The 16,392-nt window shown below is 42.6% G+C and carries 12 protein-coding genes; 8 read left to right on the top strand and 4 right to left on the bottom strand.

The annotated features are described in order from the left end of the window. Window positions 1-26 precede the first annotated feature (26 nt). Together NG798_RS12525 and NG798_RS12520 are read right to left on the bottom strand one after the other, a co-directional pair. Window positions 27-491: a phycobilisome protein gene (locus NG798_RS12525; RefSeq protein WP_261223042.1), complete on the bottom strand. Its 465-nt coding sequence runs from the start codon at window positions 489-491 to the stop codon at window positions 27-29. 41 nt (window positions 492-532) lie between these two features. Further along, window positions 533-1,015: a 2Fe-2S iron-sulfur cluster-binding protein gene (locus tag NG798_RS12520; protein WP_261223040.1), complete on the bottom strand. Its 483-nt coding sequence runs from the start codon at window positions 1,013-1,015 to the stop codon at window positions 533-535. A gap of 191 nt (window positions 1,016-1,206) precedes the next feature. On the opposite strand from NG798_RS12520, the gene NG798_RS12515 reads away from it, so the two are divergent. The 6 genes from NG798_RS12515 (at window position 1,207) to NG798_RS12490 (ending at window position 6,827) form a co-directional block, all read left to right on the top strand. Further along, on the top strand, window positions 1,207-1,392 hold the full coding sequence (locus tag NG798_RS12515) for a hypothetical protein (RefSeq protein WP_261223037.1): 186 nt from the start codon (window positions 1,207-1,209) through the stop codon (window positions 1,390-1,392). Further along, entirely contained in the window at window positions 1,364-3,190 is a 1,827-nt protein-coding gene (locus NG798_RS12510; protein WP_261223035.1) for a serine/threonine-protein kinase, read from the top strand. Before NG798_RS12515 ends, NG798_RS12510 begins: the two co-directional genes overlap by 29 nt. Window positions 3,191-3,201: 11 nt before the next feature. Continuing rightward, on the top strand, window positions 3,202-4,644 hold the full coding sequence (locus NG798_RS12505; protein WP_261223033.1) for a hypothetical protein: 1,443 nt from the start codon (window positions 3,202-3,204) through the stop codon (window positions 4,642-4,644). Between the two features lie 115 nt (window positions 4,645-4,759). Next, the gene (locus tag NG798_RS12500; RefSeq protein WP_261223030.1) at window positions 4,760-5,464 is read left to right on the top strand and encodes a GvpL/GvpF family gas vesicle protein; all 705 of its coding nucleotides are present in this window, start codon (window positions 4,760-4,762) and stop codon (window positions 5,462-5,464) included. Window positions 5,465-5,631: 167 nt separating this feature from the next. Then, entirely contained in the window at window positions 5,632-6,144 is a 513-nt protein-coding gene (locus tag NG798_RS12495) for a phycobilisome protein (RefSeq protein WP_261223029.1), read from the top strand. Between the two features lie 95 nt (window positions 6,145-6,239). Continuing rightward, entirely contained in the window at window positions 6,240-6,827 is a 588-nt protein-coding gene (locus NG798_RS12490) for a phycobilisome rod-core linker polypeptide (RefSeq protein ID WP_261223026.1), read from the top strand. Window positions 6,828-7,170: 343 nt separating this feature from the next. Here the strand turns inward: NG798_RS12490 and msrA are convergent, their stop codons facing one another. Both msrA and NG798_RS12480 read right to left on the bottom strand, forming a co-directional pair. Further along, window positions 7,171-7,641, bottom strand: coding sequence for a peptide-methionine (S)-S-oxide reductase MsrA (gene msrA / locus NG798_RS12485; RefSeq protein WP_261223024.1), 471 nt, complete (start codon window positions 7,639-7,641; stop codon window positions 7,171-7,173). A 58-nt stretch (window positions 7,642-7,699) separates the two neighbouring features. Further along, entirely contained in the window at window positions 7,700-9,610 is a 1,911-nt protein-coding gene (locus NG798_RS12480; RefSeq protein WP_261223022.1) for an ArsA family ATPase, read from the bottom strand. A 354-nt stretch (window positions 9,611-9,964) separates the two neighbouring features. Here NG798_RS12480 and NG798_RS12475 point away from each other — a divergent pair, with 354 nt between their 5' ends. Both NG798_RS12475 and NG798_RS12470 read left to right on the top strand, forming a co-directional pair. Beyond that, on the top strand, window positions 9,965-11,323 hold the full coding sequence (locus tag NG798_RS12475) for an ATP-binding protein (protein WP_261223016.1): 1,359 nt from the start codon (window positions 9,965-9,967) through the stop codon (window positions 11,321-11,323). Beyond that, the gene (locus NG798_RS12470; protein WP_261223013.1) at window positions 11,320-16,122 is read left to right on the top strand and encodes a hypothetical protein; all 4,803 of its coding nucleotides are present in this window, start codon (window positions 11,320-11,322) and stop codon (window positions 16,120-16,122) included. The genes NG798_RS12475 and NG798_RS12470 overlap by 4 nt, the downstream gene beginning before the upstream one ends. The last annotated feature ends 270 nt before the right edge of the window (window positions 16,123-16,392 follow it).

The following is a 16,392-nucleotide window of genomic DNA, read 5'->3' as shown; positions in this document are numbered from 1 at the left end:
ATCAATGACAAATGACTATTGATAACTTAAGCTTTAATGCGGTTTAGTTCCCAAATGGGGACAAAAAGGGCGGCTTCTTCTGGGGTTAAATATTGGCAGATAACTTCTAGCATAACTTGATAAGTCAGATCGGCACTGCGCTCAACGTTCATGGCTTTTAAAATGGTTTGAAACCAGGTAATAAATTGCTCTTTAAATCTGTCTCTATCGTTGAAGAGTAAGGCGGCGGCGGTGTGGCGCAAAACTCGCACTGTATCAATTTTCCATTTATTGGTGACATCTTGGGAACCGCTATGAAATAAAGTCGGATCTATGGATTGAATTTTGGCTTGAACTTTGCGGAGAATTTCGGGTTCTGCGGCGCGAATTTTTTGATAAGCGCTGAGGCGGAGATTAAAAGATTTGAAATAATCTTTTAAAAATTGTAGTTCTTCGGGGGTGGCGTAGCGTCCATCGGCGGCTACAGTCAAGCGGGCAAATTGAGTTAACATAGTTTTGGCTTTTTTGTACGGGCTAGAGGGGGAAAAAATGTTTAAGCATCGCGGGTTTGGGCGAGATATTGCCCAACTTGGAGGCGAGTTTCTTCTAGTTGGCTGATCACAGAACGAGTGATTAATTTACCGGCTTCTACGACTACTTGGCCGGTGATTGGGTGCAAAAGATTTTGTTCTGCACGACGTCCTATGAGGGCGTTAATATCTTGAATGGCGTTGATATACATCCCGGTGGGGACTTCAACGATGACGCCTTCATCTAAGACTCGTGCTTGACAAGCAAGACGGGAGTTTGTGGAGGCGGTGGTAATGACTTCTAGGGTTCGCTGTTCGCGGCGTTGAACGGGTGATAAACCGTCCATTCCTTGTTTAATATAAACGTGACAAGTGGCACACATTCCTCGCCCACCACATTCTTTTAAAACGTTTAGTTCATTGGCGATTAAAGCGGAGAGAATGTTTGAATTGGTTTTAACTGAAGTCTCTAAGGCGAGGGGGTCTAATCTAATTGTTTTTGCCATATTTTCGCGCGTTGATAGGGGTGAGGGTGGTTTTCCAAAGGGTGGTTTTTGCAATGTTTTTTTTCTTAGCTGGGACGGGCGCAGCTATTGGCAGAAAAGCAAACAGTATTAATACTAAGATATATCTGCCGAGAAAAATTTTCACGCTTGGGGCTAATTGTGACTAAATTTGCAATATTCAACAAGCCGGTGTGGGGAAGTTTTTTCGAGACTTGGGGCGCACAGATGCCAAATTCTCCTCTGGGGTGGCGAAGCGTGATACTCTTAATACAACTCAACTGAAACGGCATCAAAGCTCTGATGCTTGGCGAAGGCTTGCCGGTAATAGCGATCTTTGGGGCGTGTGGGATGGTAAAGAATTTGACTTCGCAGGCTGAGGGGGTTGCTTCTAGCGGCCAGCAGCACTCTAAGTATCGAATTTTATCTCAAATTGGTCAAGGTCAATTTGGGCGTGTTTTTTGTGCGAATATTCGCCCGACTGGCGAAATTGTGGCGCTTAAAGAACTGAGCCATCATAATTCTCCCACGAATAAGTTTTTGCGTGAATTGTGGTCGTTGATTACGCTACGTCATCCAGCTATTGTTGGCTGTTTGGCTTTGGAACATACGGCGACGGGTAGGTATTTGGTGATGGATTATTGCGAGGGGGGAACGCTTCGCAATTTGATGGAACAAGACAATGGGCTAAAATTGGCGGAAGCTTTGCGTTTGGTGATTGGTATTTTGTCGGGTTTGGAATATACGCATCGCCAAGGAATTGTGCATTGTGATATGAAGCCGGATAATATTTTGCTGAGTTTGGGGAGTGCCGGTTGGCTTCCGAAAATTTCTGATTTTGGGCTGGCAATTCGCGTGCAGAAAAAGCAAAATATTGGGGTTCATCAAGAACTTTCTCACGATTTGGCAATGGGCACGCCTGCTTATATGGCTCCTGAACGTTTTTATGGTCTTTATTCGCCGGTTTCTGATGTGTATGCTGTGGGTATTATGTTGTTTGAATTGCTGATGGGAAATCGGCCTTTTGTGGGAATGCCACGCAAGTTGATGTGGGCGCATTTAAATGAACGTGTAGAGGTTCCTCAAACTTGGCCTTTGTCTCTGCAAGTTATTGTTAAAAAGTCTCTGGAAAAATTGCCGGCTCGCCGTTACAGTAGTGCTGCGGAAATGGCTCAGGCTTTGCGTGAGGCTTTGGATGATCCGGCGGTTAAATCTTTGAAATATCAAAGGGTGCCTTTGGGGAGTGATTCTGAGGATTTACTGCACTTGAAACCTTTGCCGGAAGTTCAGCGAAAAACGCTTAGGTTAGCTTCGAGTTTTTTAAGTTGTTGTGGGCCGGTGATTTGTGCGGCTGGGGGGAGTTTTGTTTGGGTTTGGGACAGTTTTTCGACTCCTCGGAGGGAGGTTGATTTAGGGTTGCAGGTTTGTGGTTTACAAGTGATTGCGGGTGGTTGTTTGGTGATGACTACGGGGGGTGTTTTTTGGTTGAGGGCTGGTGTTTGGGAGCCGCAAAAAATTGTGGGGTTGGTGTCTGATGGTTATCAGGCGGCGGTGGAACCGGGGGGCCGATGGTTAGCGCTGGCAAAAAATGGGGTTTTAGATGTTTATTCGCTTTTAAATTGGCAAGATTGTCAGGAGGGTGGTGATGGTGTGCCGGTGCGAAGTTTGCCGCTGAAGACTGAAAATTTATCGCATTTATTTTTTTTAGATCGTCGGCATATTGCGGTGGTTTTTTCTGATTTGGAAAAGAAAAAAACGGTGTTTAAAATTTATAACCGGCGATGTCAGTATTTGACTTCGATTGCTGTGCCGCTGGTGTTTGAAAATCTTATTCAGGGCAACGAACCTTACACGCTTTTGGGGATTGAAAAAGGCTCCACTCCTGCGGCTTATCGCATTCGGTTAAAGCCTTATCAAGTGACGCGAATTTTGTTAGAATCTGTGCCGACTTTAGCTGCGCCTATTCCTGATGGCTGGGTTTTGGGAACGCCTCAAGGCAAAATTTGGTTTTTGGATAAGGAAGGCAAGCATTTGGGTTATTTGAATGGGCCAAAAATAACGACGGCTTTGGCCGGCAGCGGTAAGAATAATTTGCTGTTGGCGAGTTTTACGGAAGATAAAAATTATCTCTATAATTTTCAGGTTGATATTAATTTGAACTTTCAAGAACAAGAGTAAATTACGAGTCAATGAAAAGTGAACATTTAAAAACTATTGTTAAGCTTCCTGATAACTTCAGAAAGATGCGGCTACACAAAATGGGTGCGGTGGGATCTGATGCGGTGGAAGCTATGCACCGGCTGATGGTTATGGTAGAGCAGGTCAGTTCGCCGGAGGGTGGCTGGCCGGCCCATTTGCAGCCAACTCCTGAGAATTTGTTGCCTTATTTAACTGAGGAAGTTTGCGAGGTTGTGCAAGCTTTGAATGGGAAAAAACAGGATTATGAAGGCGTAGTGCTTTTTTCTTCTCGGTATGTTTTGATAGAAGATTTGGGGCGGCGGTTGCTGTGGTTTTTGGCAAAAAGTTCTCCTGATATTATGCGTTTGGTTGGGGGTGTGCAAGCTGAGGTTAAGTTGAATGTTGAGGAAGATTGGAAAATAGGAATTTTACGATTGGTGCCGGTGTTGCAAGTAAAAACTGCTGAGGGTTGTTGGGGGGTTGATTTGGGGACTGGTGAGGTATTTGATGGCGGGCAGTTTACGCCGCTTCTGATTAAGTTTAAGGGCGGTTTTTTGGGGCGGGGTTGTGTTTTTTCAGAAAATTTATTGCTAACATTACAGCAGATAATTTTCCGGGTTTACGAGAAGTTTGATGTTTTTTTTGAGGGGTTCGTAAGCAAGGCTTTGTTTCCCCAAAATCAATGGGCTTCGGGAGAATTTGGGGTGAGTTTGGCGTGGGATTTTTTGGAAGGGGTGATGAATTTGGATGAGAATTTTAAGGAGCCGGATGAGGGGCTGAATTTGCAGGGTTCGGTTTTGGGAAAGAATTATTTTGAAGGAGTGATGAATGATGGTTTGATGAATTTGCCGGTGGGGAATTTGGCATTGAAGGAACCCGAACAGGTTGCGGGTTTGATGGTGGATTGTTTGGAGGAAAATGGGGCAAATACTGGGGTTTTAGATGTGGTGAATTTGGCTTGTTATTTGCGGGATTTTTTGAGGGATGAAAGGGTTTTGTTGGAGGATTTTAGACAGCGGCTTTTATGGCAGCTTATTGGCTGTTCTGAGGTTGTTATGCAGTTGGTTGGTGGGGTAGGGGCGAGGGTTTTGCAACCGTCTTTAGGCTGGCGAAATGGGGTGTTTTGTTTGGTGCCGGTTTTGGTTGTTAAGGAGAGAAGTTCGGGGGTTTTGAAGAGAAGTTTAGATTTAAGGACGGGTGATGTGTTGATGTGGCGGGGGATGCCGGTTGTTAATGATGCGATGGTGCAGTCTGGTGAGTGTGGTTTGTTGGGGGATTTTGTGCCGGTTGGTAGTTTGATGAAGTGGTTAAGAAAACAGGTTTTGTTGTTGCCAGAGGTGGGTTTGTTGCTGAATGGTTGTGAGGTGGAATATTGCGGTTTCGGGGCTGAGGGGGTGCCGGTGGTTATTAAGTTGGGTTTTGGTTGGCGTTTAATTGATTATAATGATGTGTAATTGGGATTTGAGGGGTTATAGAGATGCGGGTATGTAGTTGCGCTTTATCGCTGTTATTTTTAGGAGGATGAGCGCAACTAGATAGGGTGTAAAAATCTATGGGGAAATATTAATTATGGCTGCGATTTATGTGTACGGTTTAATAAAGTTGCCAGCGTCTGATTTTGTTTTGCCAACCGGCATGAAGGGTGGGTTAGAGGTTGTTGCTGTTGAGGATCTGGCGGCGGTTGTGGAAAGGGGGATTGTTTTGGAGGAAATTCAACAGAATGAGGAGGATTTGTTGCAGGCGGTTTTGTGCCATGATCGGGTGATTTGTGAGTTGTTTGGGCAAGGGGTGGTTTTGCCTTTGCGGTTTGGTAGTAGTTTTGTTTCTCTTGAGGTTTTAGTTTCTCATTTGCAAGCAAGGCGGGATGAATATTCTCAAAAGTTAAGTTTTTTGGGGGGGAAGGGTGAGTTTCTGTTGAAAATGGTGCCGGTGGAGGCTAAGCCGGCTTCTATTTCTGTTGAGGCGCGGGGGAAGGAGTATTTTTTGGCGAAAAAGCAACGCTATCAAAGTAGCCAAGTTTTTTTAGACGAACAAGCTGAACAATTAGAGGCGTTGTGGCGGCTGATTTCTGAATCTTATCCGCAAATGAAGCGGGCACCGGCGCAGGGCAAGTTGGAGAGGGTTTATTTGTTAACAAAACTTAATGAAGAATTGTTGCTAAAGCAGCGGGTGGAAGAGTGGCAACAACGGTGTAAATACTGGGAGTTACATTTGGGGGAAGCTATGCCGGCTTATTATTTTGCGGCTGGATTTTCTGATTTGGGCATAAGTTAGGTTGCTGGAGTAAGGATAAATTATCCGTAAAAATACTGATGTTTAGAAATGTTTTTTAATAAAAGTTAATACGGACGGGGCTGGAGATGTTAAAAATTACATCAATTGCTTGCGATAAATTTGTGTTTGCCTGAAACTAAAGGTGGGGTTTAAAAAAGGACAGAAAAATGGGTAGTCTTAATTCAACTTTGGAAGAACTGGCACTCTCTAGTGAGGGACGTTATTTAACTTCGGCAGAACTTCAGCCGGTGCAGCGCTATTTAAAAAGCTTTTCTAATCGGGTACAAACTTATAATTTGTTGCGAGATAAGGGAGAAAAATTGGTACAGTTGGCGCTGAAAAAGTATCTGCCTCTTAATCCTGATGTGATGCAAAAGCATGGCAAGCGCTGTGTTTATGATATGAATGAGGCTTTGCGTTATATTGCTTTGTCGATTTTGCGGGATGATGAAAAGTTTTTTAAGGAAAGTTTGTTTTTTTGGCAGGCAAATATTTTGAGTGCTTATCGGCAAAATGCTAATTGTTTGGTGGCGTACCGTTGTTTGCAAGATGTTGTTAATGAACATTTTCCGGCACCGGCTCAACAGTTGATTAATCCTTATTTAGATATGATGTTGGAAACTTTAGATTTGCCTCCGAAGTTGATGGCTTCGATGCAAAAAATGCCTGTAAATTTTTAATATTTTGGCGTTTCTATCTGTGTAGCATCTATTACAAAGTTTGACAAAGTAGGGTCTAGGAAGTTGTTCGTAATTGAGCAGTTGGGAGGGGTATTATGTTAACGCAAGCGATTAAAACAAGTCATACGGCTTCGGCGGAGGAAAGGGAGTCTATTTTACGGCAAATTTATTCGCAGGTTTTAGAACGTCAACCTTATGCTTTTGAAAGAAAGCAAATGGCTGATTTGGAAAAGGGGTTTATTAAGGGTAAATTGGGGATTCGGCATTTTTTGAAAAATTTGGCGGTGTCGCCGGTTTATTTAAAGTGTTTTTATGAATGCAGTTCTAATATTAAGTTTATTGAGAATGCGTTTAAACATTTTTTGGGTCGGGCGTTGCATGATGAGTCGGAAATTCGCTTTTATGATGATATTTTAATTCGTCAGGGTGTGGGGGCGATGGTGTCTCAAATGCTTGATTCGGATGAGTATCGTAAGGCGTTTGGTTCGTTTACGGTTCCTTATTGGCGTAACCGGCGTTATGAGTCTCCAAGTGATTATTTGGAATCAGAATTTTTAAGTAGGGAACACGCGGGGGATCGTGGTTGGGCTATTCCTACTTTGTATTGGCATGAGTTGCATTTGGATTGTACGGGGGGCCGGTGTCGTCCTTTGGTTGGTTCTTCTCGCCGGTTACGTTGTTAGTTAGGTGGGGTTTATGGGATTTTTTGATGAGTTGTGGGCCGGTTTGTTTGAACAACCGGCTTTTTTTGCTGATTTTGATGCTATAAGGATATTTTTTTGGTTAATTAGGTTTAATTTGCTATTGCAAATAACATAAATAAAACTGTAGGGGCAAACGGTGGCTGTGGTTGCCCCTTTTGGGTGGTCTGCATACAGGCACTCCACCTGCGCCGCTGGGAAGGGGTAACGGCATGAGTCATTTCTCCCAACAAAAGAAATCGGGTTTTTCAAATAACTTTTGTCTCTCTACCAAAATCTTCTGCAAAAAGCCGGTTTATGAAATTTTTATATCCTACACCGGCCCCTACGATAATCGGCGTTTTTTTTCTAAATATTGTTGGTGATATTCCTCGGCTAAATAAAACTCACCGCACTGCTTTATTTGCGTCACAATTTCTTTATCATACCGGCCCGAAATCTGTAATTTTCGCTTTGATTCTCTGGCCAATTTTTCCTGTTCTGCTGTATGGTAAAAAATCGCCGAACGATACTGCTCACCTCGATCTGGCCCTTGCCGGTTTAATTGTGTTGGATCATGGCAATTCCAAAATACCTCTAATAATTGCTCATAACTAATAATATTCGCGTCGTATTCTATTTGCACCGCTTCTGCATGGCCGGTGACGCGAGCACAAACGTCTAAATAACAAGGGTTTGGCCAATGACCGCCGGTGTAGCCGGCACAAGTTGAAATTACTCCTTTTAAGCTGCGAAAAGTATCTTCTACTTTCCAAAAACAGCCGCAGGCAAAAGTTGCTTTTTCTGAATTTATCATTTGGTAAATTTGTAACTTTAATGGTAAAACTGGGATTTGGTTTAGCTAAATACCCAACCTAAAATAGTAAATTTGATGCCATTTCAATCAATCGCATAGCTTCAACACTGCGCGGTAAAACCGGCAACCTCACCACCGTTTTTCCTGCCAGCAATGAGCCATCAATTTCAACATTTCCATCATAACGATTATGTACCACAAAGCGCTGTTCAACTCCCATTTTTTCCAGCGACTCTGATAAACGCGCCTGTTCTGCAAAAATTGCCGCTTCTGCTTGCACAACTCCAATAAACTCTGTATATTCCCCATCTTTTAACTTTTTTTGGGCCTGAACAATTGAAGTTCGCAAACTCCGAAGCCGGCTCATAAAATCCACTCTTCCCAACACATCTTGATACTTAATCCATAACTTAAAAATCCACGCCAACCAATCACTCATCGCCGCCGGCATTTCCAAGAACCTCAATAAATGACCCGTCGGTGCTGTATCCAAAATAATCAAATCAATTTCGTTTTTTTCTAACAACCTCATCACCTCCACCACTGACAACATCTCATCCATTCCTGGTAAGGCTTGGGAAACAATTTGTCGCCATGCTTGCGGCCCATAGGCAAGTTTTATTGCGCTATTTTCATCGCCCGAATCACCACTCATCATTTCTGCCAACTCCAACAGATAATCCTCTCGAAATTGATTTAAAATAATCTCAGAATCTACCTCTTGAGCGCTTAAATTTTGAGTAATTAAACTCGGTTCGTGTCCTAATTTTACAGCAAAAGCATCTCCTAAAGAATGCGCCGGATCAATTGAAATAATCCGAATTTGTTTGTCTGGATATTTTTCTGCCATTGCCCAACCAATCGCCGCCGCAACAGTAGTTTTTCCCACACCTCCTTTCCCCCCCACAATAATTAACCGACGTTTTTCTGTAATAAAATCATTAAAACTAGGCAGCACTTTTTCCGGCAGGAAAATTTCTAAAGAAGGCAAAGTTAAAGGTAAACTTGATGGCGAATAAGGCACAATTTGAGAAATTAAATCATCTAAAGCATTTACCCCTAATGGTTCTTTGGTTAATTCAGGAACAATAAACACCGGCATTTCTCCAGCAATAGATGTAAATTTTTCTAGGATAAGCTGCTGTTCACCATAGCGATGTAAGTTCCTAACGCTCATAGAATTAAGCGATTTATCGCTGAGAATTCTATTAACAAAAAATCCTTGGCTGGCAATCTTTAAAATCTGCAATTGTTCCACTAAACGTTGACTTTCAAAATAACTCATTGCTTCGGCGATTGCCACCACCAAACAAGCGGTATGATTTTGGTCTTGAATTAAACTTCTGCCGGCTGTTAAATCTTGCTTCATTTTATCTAACCAAGCATCGCTATCATCGGGATTATAACGACCCACAAACGAGCGACTAATCACACGGTGTTTTTCTTGAAAAAGCTCTAAAGCAACCAGTAAATTATCGAGAAAATCCATTAAACCTAAAAGGTTCAAAGCATGGCCGGTGGGTGCCATATCTACTATCACGCGGTCAAACAAATTTTCTGTAAATAAACGTTGAATTTCCAATAACCCCATTAATTCATCTAACCCAGGCCAACTCATATCCCAGGCCGGTGTGAGGTCTTCCCCTTCAACAAAACTGCCGCGTTCAACTAAAGTTTCTAGGATTTTTCCATATTTTCCTTTGAACTCTTTTAGCAATAATTCGGCATCAAAAGCTTGCACATATAAATTAGGAATATCAGGCATCATTTCGGCATCTGAACCCACCGACAATTGCAAAATATCGCCCAAAGAATGCGCCGGATCTGTGGAAACCAAGAGGATTTTTTCGGTGGGAAATTGCTTTGCCAAAGCGCGAGCAAACCCGCAGGAAAGAGTTGTTTTACCTACACCACCTTTGCCGGTGAAGAGAATTAACTTAAGACGATGAAAATTTGGTGATAAAAGCATTTTGGGAATCGGGGATTGGGGATGGGGGATTGGGAGGAAATAACAACACAACAAGTGTGCCATTTTGTCAAGTGTCCTGAAAAGCAATTTGTAGTTCACTTGCCCCCAATTTGGGGGAGCATCCACCCGCATTGACACATCACTAGCTTAACTCGCAGCCAGCCCAAACTCCAATTTAAAATATAAACCTTAAAATCTAAAGAGAAAAGACCATCTGGACAACCGGCACAGCCAACAGCGCAATTAGACTGCCGATTGTGCAAAATAGAAACGGGGAGTATTTTTATTGAGGATGAATACTCACTAATCATAGCCGCCGAACCCCAGACGGACACAACAAAAAAAGGAAAATTTATGGGACTAGACCTAAGAAGATTTTATCGAGCTTGTAACCCGGCCAAAGTGCTCGACTTAAAAAACCGCGAAGACCAACAATATTACATTGATTTTGGAGCCGTGCGCGGCGGTCAAACTATCGAAGAAATTGAGCGGACAATTTCATTATTACTAGCTGATGAACCTACTTGTCAGCTATTTAGTGGTCATATTGGTTGCGGCAAATCAACGGAACTTTTGAGACTGCGATCCGAACTGGAAAATAAAGGTTTTCATGTTGTTTATTTTGAGTCTACTCAAGACTTAGAAATGAGCGATGTTGATGTGAGTGATATTTTTCTCAGTATTGCTCGCCAAGTCAGCGAAAGTATTGAAAAAATAGATATTGCCTTACAACCGCAAGGTTTTAAAGCCTTATTAAAAGGAGCAAAAGACTTATTAAATACCCGCATTGATATCAGCGCTGAAGCTAATCTTCCGGGGATTGGAACTCTCAGCGGTGGCAGCGAGGGCAAGTTTTCTTTATCCACAGGAATTGCCAAAATTACTGCTCAAGCAAAGGCGAGTCCTGATGTAAGAAGCTGGTTAAGAGAATATTTGGAACCGCGTACAAAAAACATCGAAGAAGCGATTAACCGGGAACTCTTAGAACCGGCCAATCGGGAATTACAAAGACGCGGTAAACAAGGATTGGTGGTAATTGTTGATAACTTAGACCGCGTGGATAACCGCCGCTTACAAACCGGAAGAAGTTTGCCAGAATATTTGTTTGTAGACCGGGGCGAGCAACTTAGTAAACTTAACTGCCATGTGGTTTATACTATTCCCCTTGCCTTAACTTTTTCTAATGATTATAGTTCCGTTATTTATCGCTTAGGCAAAGGCATGGGAGCCAAAGTTTTGCCAATGGTACCGGCGCAATTATCCGACGGAAGTGATTGCAATGAAGGCATAGAATTATTAGGGCAAATGGTACTAGCTCGCGCTTTTCCTGAACTGGAAAAAAATCAGCGACTTGATTTAGTAAGCGAAGTATTTGATAGTCAAGAAACATTAGACCGGCTTTGTCGGGTCAGTGGCGGTCATGTCCGTAATTTGCTAGGATTGTTGTATCGTTGTTTGCAAAAAGGAGATCCGCCAATTAATCGCCAACGTTTAGAAAGTGTCATCCGTGAACGCTGTAACGAACTAACGCGATCTATTGACCCTGAAGAATGGGAATTGCTGCGTCAGGTCGCCCAACATAAAAATGTTCGCGGCGAAACAGAATACCAAATTTTGTTACGCAGTATGTATGTTTTTGAATATAACAACGATCAAGGCCGGTGGTATGATGTCAACCCTATTTTGGCAGAGGCAAAAGAATTTCAAAAATGATACTGCCTAAAAACGCTTCAAACCCAGATGAAGAAATTATCGCTCGCAACCAGAGTTCCATAGAAACCCTGTATCGAGCGATCTTTTTTGGTGAGGGAGAATTTTCGCTAATTTTAGTTAGGTGCAACTATGAAACATTGCGCCGGCAAATGGTGAGCGAACTTCGACAACGCTGCGATATTGAACTGCGAGAAATTTATTTGCCTCCCTCAACCACAAAAGTTTATGACACCTTACAAACTATTTTGGCCGGGGAAATTCCCCAAGCTTTACTGCTTTTTGGTTTAGAACATCTGAGAGCTTTAGATGAAGCCATCGTGTCAATGAACCTTGATCGGCCAAAATTTAATCAAGACTGCTCCTATCCCTTTTTGTTGTGGATAAACGACGAAATTCACCCCCAACTTATCCGGCGTTCTCCTGATATTGAAAGTTGGAGTACGAGTGTTAAATTTTACCTCACTGGCGACCAGCTTTTAGCCAATTTACGCGAAAAAATCACCACAATTTTTACCGCCGCCACCGGCAACACCAATGGGAAAATTCCCCCTAATTTTAGTATTTTGGGTGAGCAAGGTTGGACAGAATTTCAATCAGCCCTCACCGATTTACAAAGATTGCAAATCCCCCTTAATTCTGAACTGCAAGCCGGTGTAGAATTTGTGCAGGGTCGAGATGCCTATGCCCGCGATCAACTCGATCAAGCGCTCAATTTCTATCAACAAAGCTTGCAATTTTGGCAGCAAGAACCTCTTTCCCCAACCGGCGCAACCACCCTTCGACAAGCTCAGGGGAAACCAGGAGAATTGCCCCTCCAAAACGAAAGCCCAGAAATAGCCCCGGAAATTCGGCCAGTTTATCAAGGAATTGTTTTATTTCATATCGGCTTGTGCTATGGGCGTCAAGCCGAAAAATCTCCGGCCCAAAAACACCATTACTGGAATTTAGCTCGCCAATTTTATCAAGAAGGCATCCAGACTTTTGAGAACGTAAACCGGCCCGATTTGGTAGCAATATTAATAAGTCATTTGGGAGAAATTTTACTCCGCCAAAATGATTGGGATACCTTAAAAATCATCGCCGAAAAATCAGCCAAACTTCATCAAACCTATCAGCACCCTCTGCGCCTCTCACAAGATTATGGATTTTTGGCAAAAGTCGCCGTTGAGCAAGGCCGGTGGGAAGATGCCAAACAAGCATCCCTACTCGCCATAGAAAGCTTAAATCAAGCCTCTTCTTTAGAAAATCATCCCGATCTTTACCCGTTTTTGTGGGAGCAAATGTTTCGCTTATGTTTAGTCAAAGCAAATCGCCATTTAAACCAAGAAGAAGAAGCTAAACAAAACATACAAAGGGCAGCAAATTTATTAGAAAATGGCTTAAAAAATAGCGATCCACGTTATGATACTCAGCGCTATATTCGCATCCTAGAAATTTTGCGAAACTTGTATTTTGAAGAAGGCGATTATCTCACCGCTTTTGCCATCAAACAACAACAGCGCTCTGTCGAACAACAATATGGTTTGCGAGCATTTATAGGCGCAGTTCGCCTGCAACCGCAACACGCAGCCTTAAACCCCGCCGTTGCCTATTTAGCCCCCCAAGGTAGTGTTTCCCGCGAAATTATTGCCTCTGGCCGGCAACAAGATATAGAAAATTTAAAAATTAGAATTAATAGCCATCAATACACCCTAACCATTATTCACGGTGCCTCTGGAGTCGGCAAAAGTTCTATCATTACAGCCGGCTTAGTTCCTGCTCTTAAACAATCTTCTATTCGCACTCGTTATGTCTTGCCTGTTGTCTTGCCGGTTTATAATGAATGGGCGAGCCGGTTAGGCAAAAAATTAGCCGAATCTTTTTTAGAACGCTGCGGCATTGAAATTACTCCACCCGATAGCCCCGCCCAAATTTTAGAATTTTTACAAGAAACGGCTAACAGAAATTTACTCAACGTTTTAATTTTCGATCAATTTGAAGAATTTTTCTGGACTTGCAATGACTTAGAAATTAAACTGCAATTCTATCGCTTTCTCAATAACTGCTTGAATTTGCCTTTTGTCAAAATCATTTTGTCTATGCGGACAGACTGTTTGCATTATTTATTAGAAGCTCCTCAGCGCATCCACCTCGAAGCCATAGACAACGATATTCTCAGCAAAGATATTCTGTATTGTTTGGGAAATTTTTCCCCCTCTCAAGCCAAAACTCTCATCCAAACCTTAAGTGAAAATGCTCAACTTTATTTGCAACCCGAATTAATCGAGCAGTTTGTAGTCGATTTAACAGATAATAACGGCGAAATTCGGCCCATAGAATTGCAAATAGCCGGCTATCAACTGCAAACCAAAAAAGTTAGAACTCTCGCACAATATCAAAAAAAAGGCCCCAAAGAAAAACTCGTGGCTGACTATTTAGAAGAAGTGATCCACGACTGCGGCCCAGAAAACGAACCGGCGGCCCGAATGGTGTTATATCTGCTCACCGATGAAAATAACCTACGTCCTCTCAAAACCTATGCTCAACTTGCCGCAGAATTGGGAGAAGATACCCGGAAAATTGAAGTAGTTTTAGAAATTTTAGTCCAATCAGGAATTACTTTTTTAGTCAAAGAAAGTGAGGTGGATTTTTATCAACTTATCCATGATTATTTAGTGCCATTAATTCGCCACCGGCAAGAAACCGAACTGCAAACCGAACTGCGATTTACCAAAGAACAACTCCGACAAGTTTTGCACCAAGAACAACAAGAAAGAAACCGAGCCGAAATTGCTGAAATAGAAGCGCTTAGTTCCTTGTCTCAAGTGATGCTACTTTCCCATGATGAACTAGGAGCATTACAGGCGATTGTTAAAGCCGGCCAACGATTAAAAGAAACACATTCTTCTGAAATTCTCAAGCAAAAAACCATTGAAAAATTACGTCAAACTTTAGCTCAAGTTCGTGAAAAAAACCGTTTACAAGGACATCAAGATTGGGTAACAGAAGTTGTCTACAGTCCAGACGGTCAAATATTAGCCTCCGCCAGCGCTGATGCAACTGTAAAGTTGTGGCAAACAGACGGCACAGAAATTTTAACGTTTCGAGAGCATCAAGAGTGGGTAAACAGCATTTCATTCAGCCCGGATGGTCAAATGATCGCCTCGGCAAGTTGGGATAAAACACTGAAAATTTGGCATCTTGATGGCAGCTTAATTGTCAGTTTAGACAAACATAATGACCGGCTTTATTCAGTCAGTTTTAGCCCCGATGGATGTTTGCTTGCTGCCGGCAGTGCAGACGGTAAGGTTACACTTTGGAATGTGCAGGAAGGCTGGACAGAAAATAAAATTCTTGGCGGTCATATTGGCGGTGCCAATCATTTGAGTTTTAGCCCGGATGGAGAAATTTTAGCGGTTGCTTGCGGGAATAACCAAATTAAACTTTGGAAAAAAGATGGTAGTTTGTTAACAGAAATTTTGGCTCATAGTGAGCGAGTTTGGAAGGTGGCTTTTAGCCCCGATGGCCGACTTTTGGCATCGGCTTCGGCAGATAATACGGTCAAAATTTGGCTGCTTGAAACCACCGGCATGATTTTACAAACTACGCTGGATAACTACCAAAACTGGGCTACAAGTATTAGTTTTAGTCCCGACGGACAAAGGCTGGCGACCGGCAGTTGGGATAACACCGTAAAAATTTGGTATTTAACTCAATCGGGCGTGCCGGTTTTACAAGCAACCTTTTACGGTCATACGGATAAAGTTAACAGTGTTTGTTTTTCTAAAGATGGAATTACATTAGCTTCTGCTGGCGCTGATAAAATTATTCGCCTTTGGCATACAGATGGTAATTGTGTGCAAACTTTATTGGGACACCAAGGCAATGTTTTAGGTGTTAATTTTTCACGAGATGGGGAGTTTATAGCGACGGCGGGTTTTGATAAAACAATTAAATTTTGGAAAAGAAACGGGGCTTTACTGGCAACTTTAGGGGGACATGAAGATTGGGTAAAAAGAGTAGTTTTTTCACCGACTGGGAATTTATTTCTGTCAGCCAGTGCGGATAATACGGTAAAAATTTGGCAATTTCAACCCCCGCAAAACTTACCGATTTTGCAAACAAGTTTATCGGAACATCAAGACTGGGTAACGGCGCTGGCGTTTCGGCCCGATGGATTGAGGTTTGTTTCGGCAAGTGCAGATAAAACTATTAAAGTTTACAGTTTGGAGGGAACGGTTTTGCAAACTTTAACCGGCCATACTGATAAAGTTTGGGCTGTGAGTTTTTCTGCCGATGGCAAAGTTTTAGCGTCTGGAAGTTGGGATCGCACGGTGAAATTGTGGAATCTTGAAACTGGCAAGTTTATATCTTGGGAAGCACATACAGACCGGGTGTTTTCAGTTTGTTTTAGTCCGAAAGAAAAACTGTTAGCTTCTGCTGGCGGTGATAAATTTATTAAAATTTGGCAGATAGAAGAAACAAACGAGCCGGTTTTGTTGCAAAGTTGGCCTGCTCACTCGGATAGAATTGTGGATGTTTGTTTTAGTCCAGATGGGAAAATTTTAGCTTCGGCCAGTGCAGATCATACCGTTAAATTGTGGAAACTCGACGGCACGGAGTTACAAACGTTTGCCGGTCATAAAGATATGGTTTTTCAAGTTTGTTTTAGTGAAAAAGAAAATATTTTAGCGAGTGCCGGCGGCGATGGAACTGTGAAGCTGTGGGACTTAGGCAGCATTGAACCGCAAGCTTTGGATCTCGATGGTTTATTGTTGCGCGGTAGTAACTGGCTGGCTGATTTTCTAAAAGATAATTAGAAGCATTTCTGAGTTGAAAAATTTTTCTCCCCTAGTCTGAAAAAATTGCCGCTTGCCTTTTTGAAAAGCGGGGAGAGGGGCTGAGGTGCGGTGCAGGGGTATGACAGTTTTGCCACCGGCCCCGACATTTGCCTCAAACTTCGGCTCCTGTGAGCCCTCAAAAGCATGATTGTTCGCTTAGGTGACACATACCACACCCCATTGCCCCAAAAAAGAGGGAGAATTAAGATAGAAGCTTAAAAGCCGGTGTCGTCGCCGCTGCAAGCTTCA

Origin of the sequence: Ancylothrix sp. D3o (assembly GCF_025370775.1) — a bacterium.
Lineage (GTDB): Bacteria > Cyanobacteriota > Cyanobacteriia > Cyanobacteriales > Oscillatoriaceae > Ancylothrix.
The sequence above is the reverse complement of the archived record's forward strand: the minus strand, read 5'-3'. Positions and strand labels throughout refer to the sequence as shown.

What these genes read in the sequence shown, in the direction of transcription:
- NG798_RS12525 (WP_261223042.1), bottom strand. Translation starts at nt 491, where the DNA reads ATGTTAACTCAATTTGCCCGCTTGACTGTAGCCGCCGATGGACGCTAC.
- NG798_RS12520 (WP_261223040.1), bottom strand. Translation starts at nt 1,015, where the DNA reads ATGGCAAAAACAATTAGATTAGACCCCCTCGCCTTAGAGACTTCAGTT.
- NG798_RS12510 (WP_261223035.1), top strand. Translation starts at nt 1,364, where the DNA reads ATGGTAAAGAATTTGACTTCGCAGGCTGAGGGGGTTGCTTCTAGCGGC.
- NG798_RS12505 (WP_261223033.1), top strand. Translation starts at nt 3,202, where the DNA reads ATGAAAAGTGAACATTTAAAAACTATTGTTAAGCTTCCTGATAACTTC.
- NG798_RS12500 (WP_261223030.1), top strand. Translation starts at nt 4,760, where the DNA reads ATGGCTGCGATTTATGTGTACGGTTTAATAAAGTTGCCAGCGTCTGAT.
- NG798_RS12495 (WP_261223029.1), top strand. Translation starts at nt 5,632, where the DNA reads ATGGGTAGTCTTAATTCAACTTTGGAAGAACTGGCACTCTCTAGTGAG.
- NG798_RS12490 (WP_261223026.1), top strand. Translation starts at nt 6,240, where the DNA reads ATGTTAACGCAAGCGATTAAAACAAGTCATACGGCTTCGGCGGAGGAA.
- msrA (WP_261223024.1), bottom strand. Translation starts at nt 7,641, where the DNA reads ATGATAAATTCAGAAAAAGCAACTTTTGCCTGCGGCTGTTTTTGGAAA.
- NG798_RS12480 (WP_261223022.1), bottom strand. Translation starts at nt 9,610, where the DNA reads ATGCTTTTATCACCAAATTTTCATCGTCTTAAGTTAATTCTCTTCACC.
- NG798_RS12475 (WP_261223016.1), top strand. Translation starts at nt 9,965, where the DNA reads ATGGGACTAGACCTAAGAAGATTTTATCGAGCTTGTAACCCGGCCAAA.
- NG798_RS12470 (WP_261223013.1), top strand. Translation starts at nt 11,320, where the DNA reads ATGATACTGCCTAAAAACGCTTCAAACCCAGATGAAGAAATTATCGCT.